This is a genomic window from Arcticibacter pallidicorallinus (assembly GCF_003002875.1).
Taxonomy (GTDB): Bacteria; Bacteroidota; Bacteroidia; order Sphingobacteriales; family Sphingobacteriaceae; genus Arcticibacter; species Arcticibacter pallidicorallinus.
This window is the reverse complement of the sequence record NZ_PVTH01000006.1, coordinates 21,296-42,111: the sequence shown is the minus strand read 5'-3', so window position 1 is coordinate 42,111 and position 20,816 is coordinate 21,296. Positions and strand designations below refer to the sequence as shown.

At 43.7% G+C, this 20,816-nt stretch carries 20 protein-coding genes and 1 tRNA gene; 17 read left to right on the top strand and 4 right to left on the bottom strand.

The genetic code is table 11. The features are described 5' to 3' along the window. Window positions 1-119 precede the first annotated feature (119 nt). The gene (locus B0I27_RS11070) at window positions 120-743 is read left to right on the top strand and encodes a DUF4294 domain-containing protein (protein WP_181276753.1); all 624 of its coding nucleotides are present in this window, start codon (window positions 120-122) and stop codon (window positions 741-743) included. A gap of 48 nt (window positions 744-791) precedes the next feature. Continuing rightward, window positions 792-1,511: a bacillithiol biosynthesis deacetylase BshB1 gene (gene bshB1 / locus B0I27_RS11065; RefSeq protein WP_106293321.1), complete on the top strand. Its 720-nt coding sequence runs from the start codon at window positions 792-794 to the stop codon at window positions 1,509-1,511. On the opposite strand, the gene B0I27_RS11060 is transcribed toward bshB1, so the two are convergent. Beyond that, window positions 1,504-2,421 (bottom strand): 1-aminocyclopropane-1-carboxylate deaminase/D-cysteine desulfhydrase, encoded by a 918-nt coding sequence (locus B0I27_RS11060; protein ID WP_106293320.1) that lies wholly within the window; start codon window positions 2,419-2,421, stop codon window positions 1,504-1,506. The two genes, bshB1 and B0I27_RS11060, sit on opposite strands and share 8 nt — an antisense overlap. A gap of 47 nt (window positions 2,422-2,468) precedes the next feature. Between B0I27_RS11060 and B0I27_RS11055 the strand changes: the two genes are divergently transcribed. The 11 genes from B0I27_RS11055 to B0I27_RS11005 all read left to right on the top strand — a co-directional run bounded on the left by B0I27_RS11055 (window position 2,469) and on the right by B0I27_RS11005 (window position 15,037). Beyond that, entirely contained in the window at window positions 2,469-3,506 is a 1,038-nt protein-coding gene (locus tag B0I27_RS11055; protein WP_106293319.1) for an RluA family pseudouridine synthase, read from the top strand. A 22-nt stretch (window positions 3,507-3,528) separates the two neighbouring features. Continuing rightward, entirely contained in the window at window positions 3,529-4,365 is an 837-nt protein-coding gene (locus B0I27_RS11050; protein ID WP_106293318.1) for an aminotransferase class IV, read from the top strand. Between the two features lie 253 nt (window positions 4,366-4,618). Then, complete coding sequence (locus tag B0I27_RS11045; RefSeq protein ID WP_106293317.1) at window positions 4,619-7,063, top strand: DUF5686 and carboxypeptidase regulatory-like domain-containing protein; 2,445 nt, start codon at window positions 4,619-4,621, stop codon at window positions 7,061-7,063. A gap of 280 nt (window positions 7,064-7,343) precedes the next feature. Further along, entirely contained in the window at window positions 7,344-8,651 is a 1,308-nt protein-coding gene (locus tag B0I27_RS11040; RefSeq protein WP_106293316.1) for an ammonium transporter, read from the top strand. 90 nt (window positions 8,652-8,741) lie between these two features. Further along, window positions 8,742-9,797: a COX15/CtaA family protein gene (locus B0I27_RS11035; protein WP_106293315.1), complete on the top strand. Its 1,056-nt coding sequence runs from the start codon at window positions 8,742-8,744 to the stop codon at window positions 9,795-9,797. A 17-nt stretch (window positions 9,798-9,814) separates the two neighbouring features. Further along, window positions 9,815-11,830, top strand: coding sequence for a thioredoxin domain-containing protein (locus B0I27_RS11030; protein WP_106293314.1), 2,016 nt, complete (start codon window positions 9,815-9,817; stop codon window positions 11,828-11,830). 54 nt (window positions 11,831-11,884) lie between these two features. Beyond that, window positions 11,885-12,382 (top strand): FKBP-type peptidyl-prolyl cis-trans isomerase, encoded by a 498-nt coding sequence (locus tag B0I27_RS11025; protein ID WP_106293313.1) that lies wholly within the window; start codon window positions 11,885-11,887, stop codon window positions 12,380-12,382. A 215-nt stretch (window positions 12,383-12,597) separates the two neighbouring features. Beyond that, window positions 12,598-13,218 (top strand): c-type cytochrome, encoded by a 621-nt coding sequence (locus B0I27_RS11020; RefSeq protein ID WP_219905013.1) that lies wholly within the window; start codon window positions 12,598-12,600, stop codon window positions 13,216-13,218. Window positions 13,219-13,224: 6 nt separating this feature from the next. Further along, window positions 13,225-14,475, top strand: a complete 1,251-nt coding sequence (gene soxC / locus B0I27_RS11015) for a sulfite dehydrogenase (protein ID WP_219905012.1) — start codon at window positions 13,225-13,227, stop codon at window positions 14,473-14,475. A 125-nt stretch (window positions 14,476-14,600) separates the two neighbouring features. After that, a complete protein-coding gene (locus B0I27_RS11010; protein ID WP_106293312.1) occupies window positions 14,601-14,798 on the top strand; it encodes a DUF2158 domain-containing protein in 198 nt (65 codons plus the stop codon). Window positions 14,799-14,965: 167 nt separating this feature from the next. Then, a tRNA-Gln gene (locus B0I27_RS11005) sits at window positions 14,966-15,037 on the top strand. Window positions 15,038-15,109: 72 nt separating this feature from the next. On the opposite strand, the gene B0I27_RS11000 is transcribed toward B0I27_RS11005, so the two are convergent. Continuing rightward, window positions 15,110-15,409 carry a hypothetical protein gene (locus B0I27_RS11000; RefSeq protein ID WP_106293311.1) on the bottom strand — a complete coding sequence of 100 codons (300 nt, stop codon included), beginning with the start codon at window positions 15,407-15,409 and terminating at the stop codon, window positions 15,110-15,112. Between the two features lie 108 nt (window positions 15,410-15,517). Continuing rightward, the gene (locus B0I27_RS10995; RefSeq protein ID WP_106293310.1) at window positions 15,518-15,757 is read right to left on the bottom strand and encodes a hypothetical protein; all 240 of its coding nucleotides are present in this window, start codon (window positions 15,755-15,757) and stop codon (window positions 15,518-15,520) included. A 123-nt stretch (window positions 15,758-15,880) separates the two neighbouring features. Between B0I27_RS10995 and B0I27_RS10990 the strand changes: the two genes are divergently transcribed. The 4 genes from B0I27_RS10990 to B0I27_RS10975 all read left to right on the top strand — a co-directional run bounded on the left by B0I27_RS10990 (window position 15,881) and on the right by B0I27_RS10975 (window position 19,892). Next, complete coding sequence (locus B0I27_RS10990) at window positions 15,881-16,513, top strand: hypothetical protein (RefSeq protein WP_106293309.1); 633 nt, start codon at window positions 15,881-15,883, stop codon at window positions 16,511-16,513. Between the two features lies 1 nt (window position 16,514). Next, window positions 16,515-17,231 (top strand): DUF3307 domain-containing protein, encoded by a 717-nt coding sequence (locus B0I27_RS10985; protein ID WP_106293308.1) that lies wholly within the window; start codon window positions 16,515-16,517, stop codon window positions 17,229-17,231. Window positions 17,232-17,274: 43 nt separating this feature from the next. Next, window positions 17,275-19,539 carry a Tex family protein gene (locus B0I27_RS10980; RefSeq protein WP_106293307.1) on the top strand — a complete coding sequence of 755 codons (2,265 nt, stop codon included), beginning with the start codon at window positions 17,275-17,277 and terminating at the stop codon, window positions 19,537-19,539. A gap of 104 nt (window positions 19,540-19,643) precedes the next feature. Further along, window positions 19,644-19,892, top strand: coding sequence for a hypothetical protein (locus tag B0I27_RS10975; protein WP_146133121.1), 249 nt, complete (start codon window positions 19,644-19,646; stop codon window positions 19,890-19,892). A 79-nt stretch (window positions 19,893-19,971) separates the two neighbouring features. On the opposite strand, the gene B0I27_RS10970 is transcribed toward B0I27_RS10975, so the two are convergent. Continuing rightward, window positions 19,972-20,586, bottom strand: coding sequence for an IMPACT family protein (locus B0I27_RS10970; RefSeq protein WP_106293305.1), 615 nt, complete (start codon window positions 20,584-20,586; stop codon window positions 19,972-19,974). Window positions 20,587-20,816 lie beyond the last annotated feature (230 nt).

Below are 20,816 nucleotides of genomic sequence, written 5' to 3'. Positions count from 1 at the left end.
CTTCAATTGCTCAGGATTTCGTATTCTTTATACTTATTTACAACTATTTGGGTTACATTTACGTATTGCCGAAATAAATATATATACGATTAAGGGTGTATGTTTCTATTAACTAAGATATGAAAAAAATTACTTTTTTCTTCATTACGGTGATGTTATTGACCGGTTTTGCATACGGTCAGAGCAATAATGACATTCCCGTGAAAGGAATTAACGATACCATCCGCGTAGCTATTACTCGGGATGACATGGGCTATATGATTCCCTGGATACCACTCTCAGATGTTTGGATTACGAACACACGCATTTTCAAATCTCCAGAGGCCAGGCAAAAATTCAACAGGTTGAGATATAACGTTCTTAAGGTGCTTCCTTATGCGAAGTTTGCACGCAGCCGCTACAGCAGATTGCATGAGGAGCTTGAGCTGACCGAGAATAAAAAGGAGCAAAGAAAGCTGGTAAAGGCCTGCGAAAAGGAAATCAAAGACATGTTCAATAAGGAGATCAAGAATATGACCATTACTCAAGGAGAGATTCTGATTAAACTGATTGACAGGGAAACCGGGAACAGTAGTTATGAGTTGGTGAAAGAGCTTAAAGGTGGTTTCAGGGCCTTTTGTTATCAGTCGGTAGCTAAGGTGTTTGGTCATAACCTAAAGCAGAAATATGACCCTGCTCAGGAACGTGACATCGAAAATATCATTCAACGTTCAGGTTATTACGGCAGCTATAGCTTTAACTAACGATCGGATGACTTTTGTTTTTTTGTAAAGTCTTATTTTTGGCCTTACATGAAACTAGATATACTCGTCTTTGCGGTCCACCCGGACGATGCTGAACTTGGATGTTCGGGAACCTTATTGAAACATAAAGCCGCCGGAAAAAAGGTGGGAATTATAGATCTTACCCGGGGAGAGCTCGGAAGCAGGGGCTCCGCCGAGATCCGTGATGCAGAGGCCAGGGACGCGGCTTCGATCCTGGACCTGGACATTCGCGAAAACCTGGCTATGAGGGACGGCTTTTTTAAGAATGATGAGGAGCATCTTTTGGAAGTGATCCGGAAAATCCGCCAGTACCAGCCACACATTGTAATCGGAAATGCATTAACAGACAGGCATCCTGATCATGGGAGGGCATCTAAACTGATCAACGATGCCGTGTTTTTATCGGGGCTGGTTAAGATCCAGACAGAGATGGATGGCCTTCCTCAGCAGCAATGGCGCCCTGATCTTTTGCTTCACTTTATTCAGGATACTTATATCAAACCGGATGTAGTTATCGATGTGACGGAGTTTTGGGACAAGAAAATGGAATCTATCCATGCGTATAAAACCCAGTTCTATTCTCCGGATTATGATGAGGAGAACCAAACTTACATTTCTAATCCGGATTTCGTGAGATCGATAGAGGCCCGGGCGCGTGATTATGGCAAAAGCATAGGGGTAAGGTTTGCAGAGGGCTTTACATCATCCAAGCTACTTGGAGTGGAAAGTTTGTTTGATCTCAGGTAGCGCGCTGGCTTCCTTTGAGGGCATCGGCGATTTGTTCCTTCATACCCAACAACCCAAACAGTCCGCCCGTATGGATCGCCAGGATAGTTGACCCTTTCGGAAAGTGGTCCTTTCGGATCAGGTCATAAAGGGCAAACATCATTTTTCCGGTGTAGACAGGGTCCAGAAGGATTCCCGTCTTTGAGGTAAAATAACCTATGAACTCAAGTAGTTCGGTTGTTGTTCTGGCATAGCCACCAAAGTTATAGTCGTTATGAAAGCTATAGGATGGTGGTGAGTCAAAATATGCATTGATTTCTTCTTTTAAAAAATCCGCACCTTTTAGTACCGGTATGCAGTGGCAGTGAGTGTATAGGTGAGCGTCTTGCATTCCTTTAACAAGCCCCGCGAATGTAGTGCCTGTGCCAGCGGCACAAAATAGGTGATCGTAGGGCCGCTTCAGCTCTGCAACGATGTCCGCACATCCCTGCATGGCATGATATCCGGCACCCCCCTCGTCTATGAATATCGCCTTGGGATCTTGAGAAAACTTTTCATCGAAGAGAGTTTTTTTATCGCGGTAAGCAGTCCGGTCAGTAAAAATAAGTTCCATCCCAAACACTCTGCAGAGAACAAGCACGTCTGAATTGACGTCTTCGCCGCGAACGAAAGCCGTGCTTTTTAATCCATATTTAGCTGCAGCGCATGCGGTGGCCAAAAGATGATTGGACCAAACACCACCGAAAGTTACCAAATGATCCTGGTTTTTATTCTTTGCCTCCTGGATATTCAATTTTAGTTTTCGCCACTTATTCCCTGATATAAAGGGATGTATCATATCATCGCGTTTAAGAAATACCCGTATGCCCTTATCGGTGAAGAGTGGATCATGAAATTGTTCCTCGGGGCTGTATATCTGAAATTCGTTCATATTCGATGATAAGGGTCAAAAATAAAGTAAAATCTTACTTTTGTGCCATGTTGGAAGAACAAGATAGCGTTGAGCAGGAAGAACAGGACTTGTATGAACACTTTAGTATAGTCGTTGATAAGGGACAGTCTCTTTTGCGTATAGATAAATTTCTGATGAACAGAATCGAGAATGCGTCCAGAAACAGGATTCAGAACGCTATTGATGCAGGAAGCGTTCTGGTGAATGAGAAGGTGGTAAAACCCAGTTATAAGGTTAAACCCCTGGATGTAATTTCCATCGTTCTGGCCCATCCGCCAAGAGATACAGAAGTGTATCCGGAAGATCTTCCAATCAACATTGTTCATGAAGATGATGATCTGTTGATCATTAATAAGGTGCCGGGTATGGTTGTTCACCCCGGTTATAACAATTACTCGGGTACGCTTGTAAACGCATTGGTGTACCATTTTCAGCAGCTGCCGCAAATGCCGGGCAATGACGGAAGACCCGGGTTGGTTCATCGTATTGATAAAGATACATCGGGCTTGCTGGTGATTAGCAAGAATGAATATTCCATGGCTTACCTGGCGAAGCAGTTCTTTGACCACTCTATTGAACGGAAGTATTTGGCACTGGTATGGGGTGATCTGACCGAGGATGGCACGGTGACGGGCTATATAGGGAGGAGTTTGAAAGATCGCAGAGTAATGGACAATTATGATGACGAAACGCGAGGTAGATGGTCTGTAACCCACTACAGGATCGTAGAGCGTTTGGGTTATGTAACGCTTATAGAGTGTCAGCTGGAAACAGGCAGGACGCATCAGATTCGTGCGCATATGAAGCATATAGGTCATCCGCTTTTCAACGATGCTATCTATGGTGGCGACAAGATTTTAAAGGGGACTATCTTCAACAAGTACAGGCAGTTTGTAGATAACTGCTTCCAGATCATGCCGAGGCAGGCGCTTCATGCGCGTTCACTTGGGTTCGTTCATCCGAAAACGAAGAAGTCTGTGCTCTTCGAGTCGGAGCTTCCTGAAGATTTTCAGGGAGTTTTAGAAAAATGGAGAAATTATCTCGAGCATCGCAAGGAGGATTAGTGTTAAGAGTAGAATTGTAAAAATGAGCTTTATAAATATAAACGGAGAAATTTTAGCGTCGGGTCAGGCCAATATCAGTGTAGGGAACAGGGCGTTTAAATATGGAGATGGTTTATTCGAGTCCATGCGCATGATGAGGGGAAAGCTTATGTTTGCAGACCTTCATGCACAGCGGTTGAGAGAGGGGATGGATGTTCTTCATATAGATGGTGCGGCCATTATCACGCAGGAATTTCTCGAAGAAAAAGTACGGCAATTGGCTATCCGTAATAATATTAGAGATAATGCCCGGGTGAGGTTAACTGTATTTCGCGATGGAGATGGTCTGTATAGTCCGGTGAGCAACGATATAGGATACGTAATAGAGATGTCGCGCACCGACCAGCAGGACTACACTGCTAACTATAAAGGCTTGATCGCACAGGTGTATGAAGATATGACGAAGCCGATCAACATGCTTTCCAATTTGAAAACGTGCAATTCGTTGTTATACGTAATGGCGGGAATTTTTCGAAAGAAGAATTCGCTGGATGAGGTGTTTATTCTGAATCAGAAAGGCTTTTTGTGTGAAGGGATGAGCACGAACCTGTTTGTTCTTTATCAACAGCATCTTTATACTCCATCGCTGGAAGAGGGCTGTATTGCCGGGGTGATGCGTTCGGTTGTGATTCGCCTGGCAGAAGACAACGGTATCGAGGTAATCGAGGCTCAGATAAATCCGGACATATTGAACGAAGCAGACGAGGTCTTTGTAACCAATGCAACCACGGGTATCCAATGGATAATGGGTTTTAATGGGAAAAGATACTTTAATAAGCTTTCAAATGAGTTTTTGGGATATCTGAATGCAATCGCTTAAAACGTTTCGTCGCTCTCGTCGAAAGTCGCTGCGTGGCTCAAAACATATTTTAAAAATCCTAGTATTATTCCAATGCTGATGATGAGTGCCATAACTACGTGGTTTTAATTCCTTGCCACGTAACAAATGTGGGTATTTATACGTATTTATAATATGATCATCAGATCGTAATAATATGATCTCTCGCATAAATTCTTTGTGTTATCGCACAAAGACTCGGGTGATTTTGCTGGCTTTATGACTAACTCAGTTCATGCTTAGATTCTTTGTACTTGTACTCGTGTTTGTTTGCGCTTCGAATGCTTTCTGCCAGGACGTGAAAGACATTTATGGGTCTGTTACGGACGATACCAATACACCTGTTTCTTTTGCGTCGGTCTTTGTGAAGGATATGAATGTCAGCACGATGGCTAATGAGAACGGTTACTTCAAGTTGAGCATCAAGCCGGGGACCTATACCCTTGTTTTCAGATTTGTAGGTTATAAGAGCGTTGAGCGTCAGATTGAGCTTATTGAGTCGACGCGTGAAGACGTGATATTGTCAAAGGACAGTTACACCCTCGACGAAGTTCATATAACAGAGAAGAAAGAGGATCCGGCTAACGCGGTCATTCGTAATATTATTTCTAAAAGGAAATATTTACGGTCTACGCCGTCTTATGAATGTGATGTTTATACAAAAGGCGTACAGAAGTTGATGGACGCTCCGAAGCGCATCTTGGGCGAGAACGTTGGTAAGACCCTAAAACTAGACTCGAACAGAAGAGGGATTTTATATCAGTCGGAAACACAGTCGAAGCTTTTCTTTCGATACCCTGAGCGGAAGGAGATTATGCTGGCATCTAAAGTGGCGGGCGACAACCAGGGCTTCAGCTTCAACCGCGCACTTGATCTTCAGATAAACTTTTATGATAATACCATAAAATGGGCAGCATTTGGAAATCTGCAGTTCGTTTCGCCAGTAGCCGACAATGCATTTCAATATTATTCGTATCAACTGATGGGCACCATCATTGAAAATGGCCTTGAAATAGAAAAGATTAAGGTTAGCCCCTTGAAAAAATATGCGCCTACGTTCAGCGGTTTTATCTATGTGATTAAGGGCGATGGGCGACTGTATAGTGTGGATCTCTACCTCACTGACGAATCACGGATTAATTTCGTGGACACTATGCATATTTCCCAGCATTACCGGGAAGTGCAAAAAACACACTGGCTCCCGTCTGACATAACCATACGGTTTAAAGGGAAGGTGCTTGGATTCGAGTTTGCCGGTTACTATACGGGGCTATACAGCAACTATCGGCCAAATCCGGTATTTCCAGAGAATTTTTTCAGAGACGAGATATTGCGCATTGAGCCCAGTGTAAATACTTTTGATGACGGCTGGTGGGATGAAAGCCGGCCCGTTCCGCTGACAAAGGAAGAGGAACAGAATTACTCTGATAAAAAGGATGTTTTGAAGAGGACGGAATCTAAAGCATACCGGGATTCGCTGCAGAGGGAAGCAAACAAGTTTAAGCCTGTAAGGTATGCGCTGGTTGGACAGCGAATCGAAAATATAGAGAACAACAGCTATTGGTTTATTTATCCGTTGCATAACACGGTATTCTATAACACAGTGGAAGGATGGGGCGCCAGGCTGCGGGCTCGCCATGTAAAACGCTATGGTTTTAAGCGTTCTCTCGAGATTGAGCCTAATCTGCGCTATGGTACTTCCAGTAAAACAACAAACGCGAATGTTGAAGTGACCTACCGTGTTGACACTTTACATCACGCCAGTTTTTCTTTTAGAGGAGGAAGTGACTTTCTCGATCTGAACAGCCGCGGTACGGTCAATCTTTTCTATAATACGCTGACTACGCTTTTTGAGGGGAAGAACTATCTGAAATTATATCGGTCCAATTTCGCCGCGTTTAGTGCTCAGAGAGAAATTCTCGACGGATTGATGCTGAATGTCGGAACAGAGGTTTCGAGGAGGATTCCGATGCGAAACTCGTCATTCAGTTCGATATTTGACCGTACGGCAAAGATGATCACCTCCAATAATCCACTCGATCCAGCGACTGAAGAAGATGTGTTTCCTATAAACAACGCCTTCAGTATCGAGGCGAAGCTTTCCTATACTTATGGCCAGAAATATACCACGCGGCCCGATGGAAAAATTTATGAGCCGGCGAGATATCCTACCCTGATGGTTAACTACCGAAAGGGCATACCAGGCGCTTTTAATTCCGCTGTAAATTACGATTTCTTCGCTATAGACCTTTTTCAGGACAAGATTTCCGCAGGCTTATGGGGGTATAGCTCTTTTTATATTTCTGCCGGTAAGTTTCTTAACTCAAAATCACTGTTTTATCCGGATATGAGACATTTTACGGGTAACCAGACCGCTATTTATAATCCATTGTTTCCTAATTTTCACTTTCTTGATTTCTACGCTTATACTACGAACGACAGGTATATTGAGGCGCATTATGAGCATAATTTTGCAGGGAAGTTTCTCAGTAAAGTTCCGCTTATCAGAAAGTTAAAATTGGAGGAGATTGTTGGGGGAGCTGTGTTAGCTCAGCCTGTGACGAACTATCAGGAAGCATATATAGGGCTTCAGCGACTTGTATTTCGGATCGACTATGGGTTATCATGGACTCCTGATAAGAAAGTGTATCAGGCGTTCCGCTTCTTCTATGGTTTTTAAGAATTGCTGTTAGAACCAATCATCGCTTACTAATTTCTTTTCAGAAGATAATATCTGGTTTTTCATGAACAAGAGATGTTTATTGTTGATTTTATCTGATAGTTATTTTGTTCTGATGGTGTTATTTGCTGAATCATGGGCCTTTTTGTTCTGATATTTGTTGATGTTGCGTATTTTGTGAACAGTTTTTTGAGATTTTATCTCGAAAAAATTACTTTTTCCGTTTGTTTAATAATTTAATTAGCTAAATTCATTAAAAAGTTACTTAAATCTTGGATAAATGAAAAAAGTATTACCGTTTCTACTACTGATCGCCGCAGTTGTACTGGGATTGATCTTTCCGTCGGTTGAGCCGACGATGGCAAAAGAAAGCACACTTGATTCGGGGGACACTGCCTGGTTGCTGGTTTCTACAGCACTGGTGTTATTGATGACCCCCGGCCTTGCTTTTTTTTATGGAGGTATGGTGAGAAAAAAGAACGTGATTTCTACCATGTTACAGAGCTTTGTGTGTATGGGTTTGATCACTGTCTTATGGGTGGTTTTTGGTTTCAGCCTCGCGTTTGGTGACGATATAGGAGGGATTATCGGAGATCCTTCTACCTTTTTCATGATGAAAGGTATGCTGGGCGATTCTTCCTGGCCGATGATGCCTACGGTTCCCTTAGTATTATTTGCCATGTTTCAGCTGAAATTTGCGGTAATTACGCCCGCACTCATCACTGGTGCATTCGCTGAGAGAATTCGCTTTAATTCCTACCTGATTTTCCTTTGTCTTTTCATGATCGTAATATATGTTCCCTTGGCACATGCAACATGGCATCCGGAGGGGATACTCTTCCAAAAAGGCGTTCTTGATTTCGCCGGGGGTACCGTAGTGCATATGTCTGCGGGCTGGGCAGCACTTGCGTCTGCAATATTCCTGAAGGGTAGGACCTCTCCAGAACACGCCCCTGCACGAATTAGTTATGTGATGCTGGGAACCGGACTTCTTTGGTTTGGCTGGTTTGGTTTCAATGCTGGATCTGCAGGAGGAGCCGGACCGCTCGCAGCAACCGCTCTGGCGACAACCACGACTGCCTCCGCAGCAGCGGCAATGGCCTGGGTATTTTTCGATATGTTTAGAGGAAAACGACCAACAGCCATTGGAGCATGCATAGGTGCGGTTGTTGGTTTGGTAGCGATTACTCCCGCCGCAGGCTTTGTATCAGTGCCTCATTCATTGGTGATTGGTACTGTAGCAGCTGTTGTAAGCAACCTCGTTGTGATCTGGAGAGGCAGGACCAAGATCGATGATACACTGGATGTGTTTCCCTGCCATGGCGTAGGTGGAATGGTGGGTATGTTATTGACAGGCGTGTTTGCTAACCAGAATGTAAATGCCGGAAATACCACTGGAAACGGTTTGTATTTTGGTGAGACTCACTTGTTTTTCACCCACCTGGTTACCCTGATTGTTGTTTCGATTTTCGCATTTGTTGGGTCCTATGTTTTATTGTTGGTTACAAATGCTATCAGCCCGCTGAGAGTTTCGGAAGAAGATGAGATTCTAGGTCTCGACGCAACTCAGCATGGTGAAGAGCTTTAGTCACATTATTATTAGTTAGCGTTTGTAACACTCATCTTAAACAGGTGGGTGTTTTTTTTGGGTGGTATAATTGCCTACATTTGCGTCTTTATGGAAGCACATTCGTTACGCAGAAACCGCCCCGTAGCAATCTGGTTATACATCGGGGCAATTATGATCGTTGTACAGATCTTGCTTGGAGGAATAACCCGTCTAACAGGCTCAGGGCTATCTATTACAGAGTGGCAGCCCATTCTTGGCGCTTTGCCACCTATGAACGAAGAGGCCTGGCAGCAGGCTTTTCATAAGTACCAGCAAATAGCCCAGTTTAAATACATCAATAACCATTTTGATCTCGAAGATTTTAAAGCTATTTACTTTTGGGAATGGCTGCACAGAGACTGGGGGCGTCTTCTGGGTTTTGTGTTCCTTTTTCCGTTTATATATTTCGTTGTAAAGAAGAAAATCGGGAAGTCGATGATTGGCCCAATGATCATTTTATTTCTGCTGGGCGGCCTGCAGGGTGTGATAGGGTGGATCATGGTAAAGAGTGGAATTGGTACGGATCTGGTGTACGTCAGCCATATTCGCCTCGCTGTTCACTTTATTGCTGCCCTGGTACTGCTTGCTTATGTGATTTGGTTTGCATTGAAGATCACGGTACCGAGCGGAAGACTTACAGATAGCAGGCCATTGAAGCGATTGAATTTCTGGTTGCTGGTCGCAATTACGATCCAGCTGGTATACGGTGCATTTATGGCAGGAACGCACGCAGCATTAGCGGCGCCGACCTGGCCGGATATAAACGGACATTGGGTGCCTTCTCAGCAAATGCTGAATCAGGGAAGTTTTATTGCTGACATTACACACAATCTTATCAGTATACAGTTTATACATCGGACTCTGGCTTATCTGATCACCGCACTAATAGTTATCTGGACGTTTAAATCGACGAAATTACCTGTAGATAGTATGTTATACCGGGTAAGATTTATTCCACTGGCTGTTGTTTTGCTTCAGGTGTTGCTAGGGGTCCTCTCTCTCGTAAATAGTATGAATGACATGATGTTAACGTACAGTATATTACATCAATTCGGAGGAATTGTGCTGATGTCAGTAATGGTGTTTACCTATTTTTACAGCAGAGGAGGGAAAATAAGAGGTTAACAAGAAAAACACTACCTATGTCGAACAAATTAATCAATGAAACTTCTCCATACCTTCAGCAGCATGCTTACAACCCCGTGGATTGGTATCCGTGGGGCGAAGAAGCGCTTGAAAAAGCCCGCCTTGAGAATAAGCTGATACTTGTTAGCATCGGTTATTCAGCTTGTCACTGGTGCCATGTTATGGAGCATGAATCTTTTGAGGATGACTCAGTAGCCGCAATTATGAACGAGAATTACGTTTGTATAAAAGTGGACCGGGAAGAGCGTCCGGATGTGGATCAGATCTATATGCATGCGGTGCAGCTTATGACAGGACAGGGAGGATGGCCATTAAATTGTATCTGCCTTCCTGATCAGCGGCCAATATATGGAGGCACGTACTTCCGAAAGGATGATTGGAAAAATGTGCTGTCTCAGTTGGCAGAATTTTGGCAGGAAAAGCCTGAAGAGGCGATTGGATATGCGGAGAGACTGACAGAAGGGGTACAGCAGGTTGAGAAGCTCAATCTCTCCACAGACGAGATCGAATATTCCCAGCAGGATCTGGTAGACATTTACAGACCATGGAAAAGAACTTTCGATTTTGAGGAGGGCGGTTATAAGCGCGCTCCTAAATTCCCCCTACCAAACAACTGGCAGTTTATGCTTCGCTACGGGCATTTTATGAACGACCCCTCGGCTAAAGAAATTACCCATTTTACGCTGAGTAAGCTCGCGTATGGTGGTATTTATGACCAGTTGGGCGGGGGCTTTGCCCGTTATTCTGTTGACGGAGAGTGGCATGTTCCGCATTTTGAAAAGATGCTGTATGACAACGCCCAGCTGGTTAGTCTGTATGCAGAAGCTTATCAGTCAGAACCCCAGGTGCTTTATAGGCAAGTGATTTACGAAACTCTTGACTGGGTGGAAAGGGAAATGCTATCGGACCAAGGTGGTTTTTATTCTGCACTTGATGCTGATAGCGAAGGTGTTGAAGGTAAGTTTTACACCTTTACGCTTGCTGAACTAGAGGCAATACTGGATCCGGAGGAAAGTACGGTATTTAACTCCTTCTACTCGGTAACGCCAGATGGAAACTGGGAGGAAGAACACACCAATATTTTGAAGCGATCTGTCGACATTCATGGGCTTGCTGAAAAATTGACCATGTCTGCCGATGCAGCTGAGGCTCTATTAGCCGCGGCGAGATCGAAAGTGTTTGCTTATAGGAGTAAGCGCGTCAGACCCGGGCTTGATGACAAGATAATAGCCGGTTGGAACGGCATGATGTTGAGGGGATATGTAGATGCATACAAGGCCTTTCATGATGAAAGATTCCTTCAGGTTGCCATCCGGAACGCGAACTTCATTCTAGACAATATGGTCGATCAAAATGGTGCATTGCGCAGGATCTATAAAAAGGAGATTGCCGGAAGTGTTCCTTTGTCCGCTTTCCTCGACGACTATTCCTTCGTAATTGATGCTTTTATCGCCTTATACGAGGCTACATTCGACGAACGTTGGTTGAATGAAGCACGGCAGCTTTCTGAGTATGTGATCAAAAACTTTTTTGACGCAGGCACGGGACTCTTTTTCTATACTTCGCAGACAGATAAGGAGCTTATTGCGAGAAAGCATGAGATTATGGATAACGTTATTCCGTCTTCGAACTCGTCGATGGCCATCAATCTTTTCAAACTTGGACATCTGTTTCAGGAGGAAATGTATCTTTCGCAGTCTGCTGAAATGCTGAGAACAGTATTCCCTTCAATAAAATCGTATGGCTCCGCCTACTCCAATTGGGGCATTTTACTGATGAACATCGTTTTTGGTGTTTATGAAATAGCGATTACAGGATCAGAAAACGAGCGATTAAGGGCAGAACTGGAAAATAATTTCATTCCGAATAAAATTCTCTTGGGAGGAAGCACAGGAACATTACCTTTGCTGCAGGATAAATTTGTTGGGGAGACCAAAATATTTGTTTGTAAAAACAGAACTTGCCGCTTGCCTGTTACAACTGTATCCGAAGCACTAGGGCAACTTACTTAATTTTTTAGGGGTCTGTGTTTCTTTTTGAATAGAAGCAGACCGAATTTATATAATATGAAAATTCAACCAAACAGCGTGGTGGCGCTTACATACGATCTGTATACCACTCAAGATGGAGAAGAAGTGTTTGTAGAAAAGGCAACAGAAGAACAGCCTCTGGTTTTTCTTTATGGTGTAGGGATGATGCTTCCAAAATTCGAAGAAAACTTAACAGGACTTGGAACCGGAGACGCGTATGACTTCCATTTAACCGCTGCTGATGCATATGGTTTGAAAGATGATAACGCCGTTACTGAGCTGCCTTCTGATATGTTCCAGGGAATGGATGTCCCTGAAGTCGGTTCGGTTCTTCCTTTACAAGATAATCAGGGCAATCAGTTCCGCGCTCGCGTTACGAGTGTATCTGAAACAGGCGTGCAGGTTGATTTGAATCACCCGATGGCAGGTCAGGATCTACATTTCAAAGGTCAGATCTTGAATGTACGTGAGGCTACTGAAGAGGAGCTTTCTCATGGTCACGCTCATGGCGCTGACGGCCATTCAGGTCACTAATTGTTTAATAGCATATTCTTAAGCCATTTCGAGTTATCGGAATGGCTTTTTTTATGTCTGAACTTTCTTGATACATATGTAAGGTTTTGGAATTAAAATAATAGTCTATTGAGTTGGTAGATTAAAGATAAGCTTCTATATTTGAGGTGTTAGACGGGCAGCTGTCGCCCTGATTGCCGGGTGACAAGAAGCATACGGCGTCTTGAAAACTCATTATGATGCAAAAAATATCGGCTTTATTCCTATTGTCATTTCTACACGCATGTTCGGCTGATACCGTTCGCTATCAGGAGTTACAGACAGAGCAAGCAAACTTCAGTGAGGAGACCCCGGACAATTGGCCGAAGAGCTTTGGTTTGGGAAAGGAGGCAAGCGTTGCCAGGATATCATCTATGGATATTGATGTCAGACCCGACGGAAAGGGCCTTCCGTCCGGATCAGGAACTGTTGCCTATGGTAGATCTTTGTATCTGACAAAGTGTGTTTCCTGTCATGGTAGTAAAACTTCCAGCGGTATTTATGATCGGCTGTTCTCGTATGATCAATCGAGAGTACATCCAGATTCGCTTAAGGGGAACAAGCGTAATAAAACTATTGGAAACTATTGGCCTTACGCCACTACACTCTACGATTACATCAATCGGGCGATGCCTTTCAATGCTCCTGGCTCTCTTCGTCCGAATGAAGTTTACAGTCTCACAGCATATCTGTTATATGAAAACAGTATCATCGATGAGAATACAGTGTTAACTGCTATGTCGCTTCCCCGCGTAAAAATGCCGGCTCAAAAGAGGTTTGTAAATGATACTCGCAAGGGTGGAGCAGAGGTGGAATAAATACTAATGGGAAAAATAAATATGGAAAATCCGGGCAGTGGCGGCAGGATGAGTCGCAGAAAATTACTGCTTGGTGGGGCAGCCACTGCGGCAGTTGTTCTGGTAAAATCGACTTTTGGGAAGATGGTTCAGACCTCGCTCCCGGAATCGTCGCTACTGTTAGCTGACCCTACAAAAGTACCGGGGCCTTTTCCCGGAGAAATTGGCACACGATCGGAATTTGAGTCCCTGGCTAAGAAAGCTACTCTTACATCCTCACGAACGCCGCTGCAGTCTTTATACGGAACTATAACACCTTCAGATCTTCATTTTGAGAGGCATCATGCAGGTGTTCCGGTAATGGATCCGGAGAAGTACGAATTGCTGATTCACGGTATGGTGGATAAGGCAATGGTCTTTTCGCTTAATGATTTGAAGCGATTTCCCTCGGTCACCCGGATAGCCTTTCTGGAGTGCTCTGGAAATTTTCGAACCGGTAAGGTCGAGATGTCTCCGCAGGATATCTGTGGGCTTACTAGTCAGAGTGAATGGACAGGTGTGATGTTGTCAACCTTGCTGCGGGAAGCCGGTCTGCAATCCGGTGCTAGCTGGCTACTGGCAGAAGGATCAGATGCTGCGGTTATGACAAGAAGTATTCCAATGAGGAAAGCACTCGATGATGCAATGATCGTCTACGCGCAAAATGGGGAAGCCATTAGGCCGGAACAAGGTTATCCTGCCCGTTTGTTTTTGCCAGGCTGGGAAGGTAATACTTCGATCAAGTGGATCAGAAGAATCGAAGTAGGTGATCAGCCCTATATGACCCGTGAGGAGACGTCTAAGTATACAGAGGAAGTCAAAGATGGCAAAATTCGGCAATTTAGTTTTGACATGGATGCGCGATCCATTATCACCTTTCCCGCCTTCCCGCAACAGATCGAGAGGGGGTGGGTAGAGATTAGAGGAATTGCATGGAGTGGGAGAGGTAGAATTGTAAAAGTTGAAGTTAGCACCGATGCAGGTAAAAGCTGGGATGCTGCAGGTTTGACCGGACCAGTTCTGGATAAAGCTCATACCCAGTTTAAATTATTGTGGCATTGGAAGGGGCAGGAAACCGAGATATTGAGTCGCGCTACAGATGAAACCGGATATCTGCAGCCCACTATGCATCAGTTGATTGCGGCAAGGGGCGAAAGTATGGGCGGATATCATCTGAATCCAATAACAGCCTGGTATGTCAAAAAGGACGGTCAGGTTTTACACAGGCCTGAAAGATGATAACTAAATACAGTTCTCTTTGTATAGCTTGAACAAAAGTAGGTGAATGATTGTGATAATTCAGTTGACAATCAAACATTTACCCTGATTTTGTATTTATATGTTAGTATATCAATCTAAGTCTTATGAAAGTATTAAAACCGGAGGACTTCCTAATCGGAGACATTGTACAGCTGAAGTCAGGTGGACCCAAAATGACCGTTATTGAGATTGAGCTTAATTTCATAAAGTCCAAATACTGGAATATTGATAAAGGTACGTTTGAATACGATCACTCAGATTTTGAAACGTTGATTAATTTCACGGCAGAGAAGAGAGATTAAGGAATTGTTGTCATCTTTCGTGACAAGGTTCAGCCTTCCAAGAGATTATAGGATTAGATTTCAGGATGCTTAACCTTCCGGTTAATGCGTTTCCTGTTTTTCTTCATTTTCGCAATAAAAAGTGATTTTCAATTTCCAGTAAATGAATTTTATCGTATTTTTGACGCAGTTCTGTAGTGTAATGGCTACCACGTCAGATTCTGGTTCTGAAGATCTAGGTTCGAGCCCTAGCAGGACTGCTCAATAATGCAAAAACCCTCTTTAAATGCGTTTAAAGAGGGTTTTTTATTTTTTGTCGTCAGGTTTAGGTGTTAGCCCTTCTTTAATTTAGCCAACGAACTTTTAATCTTCTCGATATCTTTGTTTATGCGTTTCGCGGTGACAACGAGGCTATTACTCATCTCAGCAAACAGAGCTGGGTCTATCAGCTGCTCTTCCCTGTCGCCTAAGTCTTCAATATGCTCGTAGGAATGACCGAGAAACTCCTGCATTTCCTCCCAGCTTGCACCCATATTTTTGTTTTCAATCCCTTGAGCGATCCGGATTCTTTTTTCAATAAGTGCAAGTTGGTCTTCTTTCGTTTTAAGCTGTAGTTCTAAAATCTCTTTCATTTTTCGTTATACTGAAAGGCATCATCGCCAAGAGGGGAGATGTCTAGTGTTCAACCCTTATATAATATTAAATGTACGGCAATCTCAGGGCAATAAAGAACCAAGGGTTTACTCTTCTCCCTCGTTCAATATAGCCTCGCCTAATGCCGCTTCAAGAGGGAGAAACCCGGCAGGGCAATTTACAGGGTCTGCGATTTTGAACACCCCATCCGGATTGACTTCCATATGAAACCGATGCCTTGTCTCGCCTTGATTTACGTACACTTGGAACAGTTGTAATTTCAGGATGTTCATTGGGTTAAATTCGAATTCTGTGCCTTCTATTTCCTTGGTGAATTTTCTGATCATGGCGTAAAGATAGCTATTTACCCGTAATTAGGCTATTTAATCGCCATATATAGCGATTTTATCAATTTATCGTATTTTAAGGCGATATTATTGTATAATCGCTATATATGGCTATATTCGTGTATGGAATCAAATAAAGCGGTGCTCACAGCTGATATTGTTAATTCATCCTTAATGGAGGGAAAGGACCTCAACGACCTTATCGTAATGATTCGCTCGGAATTCAAAAAAGCGAAGGTTGCGTCCGAGTTTTACAGAGGCGACAGTTTTCATCTTTTAACTGATGTAAAGGATGCTTTCAAAATGGCTTTATCATTACGGGTTTTGGCGCGTCAGATTCCTAATGCGGGTACGGGAGAGAATGCGGACATAAGAATCGCCATTGGATTAGGCAAAGTGCAGGATGGAATAAAAAGCATGGCTTTAGGAAAAGGGGAAGCGTTTCTGTTATCAGGCCGGGAGCTGGATGCCATCAGCAAGTCATCAGTACGTCTGTCTATCCGCTGTTCTGACGACAAAATTGGAGCGGGTATGGAGGCTCTCGCTCTCCTGGCTGATATGATATTAAAAGAGCTTTCAATAAAGCAGGCAGAAGTAGTAAGCGAATTACTGATGGGCTATACTCAGATGGAAGTAGCTTTGAAATTAAAAAAGAGTCAATCCACTATAAATAAACTTGCCCAGGCAGGGAAGTGGTCGCAGCTGGAAAAAGCTTCACAAATATATCGTAAACTTGCAAACTATATTCTGGATTGATATGCTTTTACTCTGGTATCTGAAAATGTTTGCTGCACATCTACTTACGGATTTTGCTCTGCAGCCAAATTCCTGGGTGGAGGGTAGAAATGCGCATCATTATAAATCCAGGCATATCTACTATCACATTGCTATAACAGTGCTAATAGCTTGTTTATTTGATGGTTTTACCAACTGGATAGTGCCCGTCGTTATTGGACTGTCACATTTTTTTATAGATCTCTGGAAGTCGTACAAACCGCAAAGGATACAGTATTTTGTGCTGGATCAAGCCCTGCATCTTTTGATTATCCTGGTAACTGGATTGCTGCTATACGCACCCGATCCCGCAATCGCAACTTCTTTTAAGTCCATATTTAACAATGAGAATTATTGGGCTGTAACGCTTGCTCTGGTGTTCCTGGCTCAACCATCAGGTATCATTATAGGAATGCTGACCCGCAGGTGGCGAGAACAACTCGCCGATACATCAAACAGTCTGGCAGATGCGGGCAAGTGGATTGGGATACTCGAACGGCTGATCATATTTGTGCTGGTTGTCTTTAATCAGTATGCAGCAATAGCCTTGCTAACCGCTGCTAAGTCGATCTTGCGCTTTTCAGAGAGTAAAAATGCTCAGGAGAGAAGCGAGTATGTTTTGATCGGCACATTAATTAGTATCACATTTGCCCTGGTCGCGGGATTAATTATTAAAACCTTTCTGCCGTTATCGATCTGATACACCACCCAGGCAGACATCATAAAAAAATATTGTTTTACAAATGATTACACATGTAAGAAAGATTGCGGAAGAGCTGAATATCGCTGAAAAGCAGGTGACCACTACGTTGACTCTGCTTGACGAGGGAGCAACCGTTCCATTTATTTCGCGATATAGAAAAGAGATGACGGGCAGCCTGGACGAAGTGCAGGTAGCTGCCATCCGCGACCGGGCTGAACAGCTTCGCGAACTGGATAAAAGAAGACAAGCGATCCTTAAATCACTCACTGAGCTGGGAAAATTGGATGCCACCCTTGAAAAGAAGATCATGGATGCGCTGACAATGGTTGAACTGGAGGATATCTATCTTCCCTACAGACCGAAAAGAAAGACCAGGGCGAGCATTGCAAGAGAAAGGAACCTGCAGCCTTTGGCGGATAAGTTAATGGAACAGGGGGCTTTTAACGTTCTGGAGGTAGCCTCTAAATATGTAGATGACGCTAAGGGCGTGAGTTCAGATGTCGAAGCGCTGGCAGGTGCGCGGGACATCCTCGCAGAGCTCATCAATGAAGATGCAGAGGCTCGTGCTAAGATCAGGCAGCTGTTTCTTGAGAAAGGTCAGTTTGTGTCGAAAGTCATTGAAGGCAAAGAAGAGGCCGGACAGAAATACAAAGACTATTTTAACTGGACAGACTCGGTTAAAGACGCACCCTCGCACCGTATTCTGGCGATGAGGAGGGGTGAGAAAGAACTTATCCTTACGCTCGATATCATGCCGCCAGAGGAGGAGGCCCTCGCTCTGCTTGATCGTCAATTTGTGAAAAGTAATTCAGAGGCGTCCAGTCAGGTACGACTTGCTATCGCGGACTGTTACAAGCGGCTGCTAAAGCCTTCTATGGAAACCGAAATTCGGTTGCATACTAAAAAGCGGGCTGATGAAGAGGCAATAAGGGTGTTTGCAGACAATGCAAAACAACTGCTGATGTCCCCGCCATTAGGACAAAGAAATATTCTTGCTATCGATCCGGGATTCCGAACCGGATGTAAAGTGGTTTGTCTTAATGAACAAGGTAAGCTTTTGATTAATACTACTATATATCCACATAGTGGAGCCGGAGGCTTGGCGGAAGCAAACAAGGTGATTAAACAATTAGCAGGTGAATATTCGATTGATACGATCGCCATCGGTAATGGAACCGCCGGGCGCGAGACGGAGGTTTTTGTTAAAAACCTCAAACTATCAGATGTGAAAATCATGATGGTGAACGAGAGCGGAGCTTCCATTTACTCTGCCTCAGACGCCGCCAGAGAAGAATTTCCCGATAAAGACATAACGGTTAGGGGAGCTGTTTCGATTGGGCGGCGACTGATGGATCCCTTAGCGGAGCTTGTCAAGATAGATCCCAAGTCGATAGGCGTAGGGCAGTACCAGCATGATGTCGACCAAAATAAGTTGCAATCGTCTCTCGATGACACGGTAATCAGCTGCGTAAACGCTGTGGGCGTTGAACTGAATACGGCTTCGAAACAAATTTTGTCATATATCTCGGGGCTCGGTCCTCAGTTGGCTAAGAATATTGTAGAGTATAGAGAAACAAACGGCGCCTTTAAAAAGAGGTCTGAGTTAAAGAAAATCCCCAGGCTGGGAGAGAAAGCTTTTGAACAGGCTGCGGGCTTCCTGAGGATTCATAATGCGGTTAATCCACTCGACAGGAGTGCTATACATCCGGAAAGATATGCTGTCGTAGAGCAAATGGCAGCAGACCTTGGTTGTACGATACATGACTTGATGAAAGATGAGGCCCTTCGAAAAAGAATACGTTCCGAAAAATATATCAGTGATTCCATTGGCTTACCAACTATAACGGATATTCTTGAGCAGCTCGCTAAGCCGGGGAGGGATCCCAGGGAGCAATTCGAGGCTTTTAGCTTTACAGACGGAGTCAATGCAATCAGCGACCTAAAAGTGGGAATGGTCCTTCCGGGAATTGTGACAAATATAACCAGTTTTGGAGCGTTCGTGGATCTCGGCGTACACCAGGACGGCCTTGTGCATTTAAGTCAGTTGGCCGACAGGTTCATAAAAGACCCTAATGAGGTGGTAAAAGTACACCAGAAAGTGACGGTCAGGGTTACAGAAGTAGACGAAGCACGTAAGCGGATTGCGCTCTCCATGAAGATGGAGGGGGCGAAGAGTTCGTCTAAGGGCGAAGCGGGTACAGAAAGGAAGGCATCATCGGTTAAAAATAGCGGACACGGGAAGAGTGCTGGGCCAAAAGAAGACTTCAAGGATAAGCTGGCGGCGTTAAAGAATAAATTCTCTTAGAGACTTGCATTGATTGTCGATAGCTTTCAACGAATGTTAAAAAAACTGTAAAAACATAAGAACAAATTCCTTCCATCGAAGGTTATCCATCTATGGGAACTGATATGAGCAACTTGGAACAGCATGCTTCAACCTGCTACAATTTCTTTGTTAACTTATTTGACAATGGTGAGTTCAACGAAATTGTAGTTACTCAGAACCAGGATGGTTATAGTGTGAACCTGGAAGACAATACATTCCTGGGCACGCTCGCACGAAACAGCGATCATTCATGGAGTCTGGTTAAAGGAAATATGCCTGCTTATCTGTTTAATGAAATTATAAAAAGCATTAATCAGAAAATTAAAAATTAATTGTTGGTATAACCTCAGAAATGAGGCAGGTGAACAAATATGTTCTTTAAAAGGGCGATACCACTAAAGTATCGCCCTTTTAATTTGAGTATAAGTATTTGTAGGACAAGGATGTCGTATTATCCATCTTTGCTAATACTTGATTTAGTATACTTTTTCTGATCTCAATCGTAATAGTACAATCATTGTCAAAGACCTGCTCAATAATGCGCAAGTCATTATCCTTTAAGATCCTCATGACAGCGTTCATTTGCAGATAGTCAAAATGAATACTATAAACGTCTGTCAAGTTAAGCTCAACAATCTCGCTCGCCTTCAAAGCTTCTATCGACGCTGCTTTATAAGCATTAATCAGACCCGGGATTCCAAGCAAAGTACCTCCAAAATAGCGAACTACGATAACCGCAACATTGGTAAGATCTTGCGAGAGAAGTGTATTGAGGATGGGTCGTCCTGCGCTACCAGATGGCTCCCCATCATCGTTAAGCTTGAAAACTGAGCGATCAGTAGTGAAGCGCGCCGCCCAGCAGTAATGTCTTGCCTTCGGATGTTCCGCCCGAATAGCAGCAAGGCGATCTTTTAGCTCATCTTCAGTGCGCGTGGCAAACGCGTAGCCGATAAACTTGCTGCCTTTATCCCTGAAAATGCCTTCGCCCGGCCGGCCTATAGTTCTATAGGTGTCATCAAACAACATATGACAATGATAACCAAATTGCGTAAATTATAAAAATATGGCACTTTTATTCAGAATTTATCCCTAGCTTAATAAATATTTTCGAAGCATTTTAAATGAAGAGGATAAAGGCTTGTTATGTATGACCTTATGATCGCTTTCACAAGGTGTTCAAACGCTTAATCCTCTAAGTTTTATAGACTATACCGTTTTAACGGCAATAAAAAATTTTGTGAAATGCTTTATCCTTT

What these genes read in the sequence shown, in the direction of transcription:
- B0I27_RS11045 (WP_106293317.1), top strand. Translation starts at nt 4,619, where the DNA reads ATGCTTAGATTCTTTGTACTTGTACTCGTGTTTGTTTGCGCTTCGAAT.
- B0I27_RS11030 (WP_106293314.1), top strand. Translation starts at nt 9,815, where the DNA reads ATGTCGAACAAATTAATCAATGAAACTTCTCCATACCTTCAGCAGCAT.
- B0I27_RS11040 (WP_106293316.1), top strand. Translation starts at nt 7,344, where the DNA reads ATGAAAAAAGTATTACCGTTTCTACTACTGATCGCCGCAGTTGTACTG.
- B0I27_RS10990 (WP_106293309.1), top strand. Translation starts at nt 15,881, where the DNA reads ATGGAATCAAATAAAGCGGTGCTCACAGCTGATATTGTTAATTCATCC.
- B0I27_RS11070 (WP_181276753.1), top strand. Translation starts at nt 120, where the DNA reads ATGAAAAAAATTACTTTTTTCTTCATTACGGTGATGTTATTGACCGGT.
- B0I27_RS10985 (WP_106293308.1), top strand. Translation starts at nt 16,515, where the DNA reads ATGCTTTTACTCTGGTATCTGAAAATGTTTGCTGCACATCTACTTACG.
- B0I27_RS11060 (WP_106293320.1), bottom strand. Translation starts at nt 2,421, where the DNA reads ATGAACGAATTTCAGATATACAGCCCCGAGGAACAATTTCATGATCCA.
- B0I27_RS10980 (WP_106293307.1), top strand. Translation starts at nt 17,275, where the DNA reads ATGATTACACATGTAAGAAAGATTGCGGAAGAGCTGAATATCGCTGAA.
- bshB1 (WP_106293321.1), top strand. Translation starts at nt 792, where the DNA reads ATGAAACTAGATATACTCGTCTTTGCGGTCCACCCGGACGATGCTGAA.
- B0I27_RS10970 (WP_106293305.1), bottom strand. Translation starts at nt 20,586, where the DNA reads ATGTTGTTTGATGACACCTATAGAACTATAGGCCGGCCGGGCGAAGGC.
- B0I27_RS11010 (WP_106293312.1), top strand. Translation starts at nt 14,601, where the DNA reads ATGAAAGTATTAAAACCGGAGGACTTCCTAATCGGAGACATTGTACAG.
- B0I27_RS11025 (WP_106293313.1), top strand. Translation starts at nt 11,885, where the DNA reads ATGAAAATTCAACCAAACAGCGTGGTGGCGCTTACATACGATCTGTAT.
- B0I27_RS11035 (WP_106293315.1), top strand. Translation starts at nt 8,742, where the DNA reads ATGGAAGCACATTCGTTACGCAGAAACCGCCCCGTAGCAATCTGGTTA.
- B0I27_RS11055 (WP_106293319.1), top strand. Translation starts at nt 2,469, where the DNA reads ATGTTGGAAGAACAAGATAGCGTTGAGCAGGAAGAACAGGACTTGTAT.
- B0I27_RS11020 (WP_219905013.1), top strand. Translation starts at nt 12,598, where the DNA reads ATGATGCAAAAAATATCGGCTTTATTCCTATTGTCATTTCTACACGCA.
- B0I27_RS10975 (WP_146133121.1), top strand. Translation starts at nt 19,644, where the DNA reads ATGAGCAACTTGGAACAGCATGCTTCAACCTGCTACAATTTCTTTGTT.
- B0I27_RS10995 (WP_106293310.1), bottom strand. Translation starts at nt 15,757, where the DNA reads ATGATCAGAAAATTCACCAAGGAAATAGAAGGCACAGAATTCGAATTT.
- B0I27_RS11000 (WP_106293311.1), bottom strand. Translation starts at nt 15,409, where the DNA reads ATGAAAGAGATTTTAGAACTACAGCTTAAAACGAAAGAAGACCAACTT.
- soxC (WP_219905012.1), top strand. Translation starts at nt 13,225, where the DNA reads ATGGGAAAAATAAATATGGAAAATCCGGGCAGTGGCGGCAGGATGAGT.
- B0I27_RS11050 (WP_106293318.1), top strand. Translation starts at nt 3,529, where the DNA reads ATGAGCTTTATAAATATAAACGGAGAAATTTTAGCGTCGGGTCAGGCC.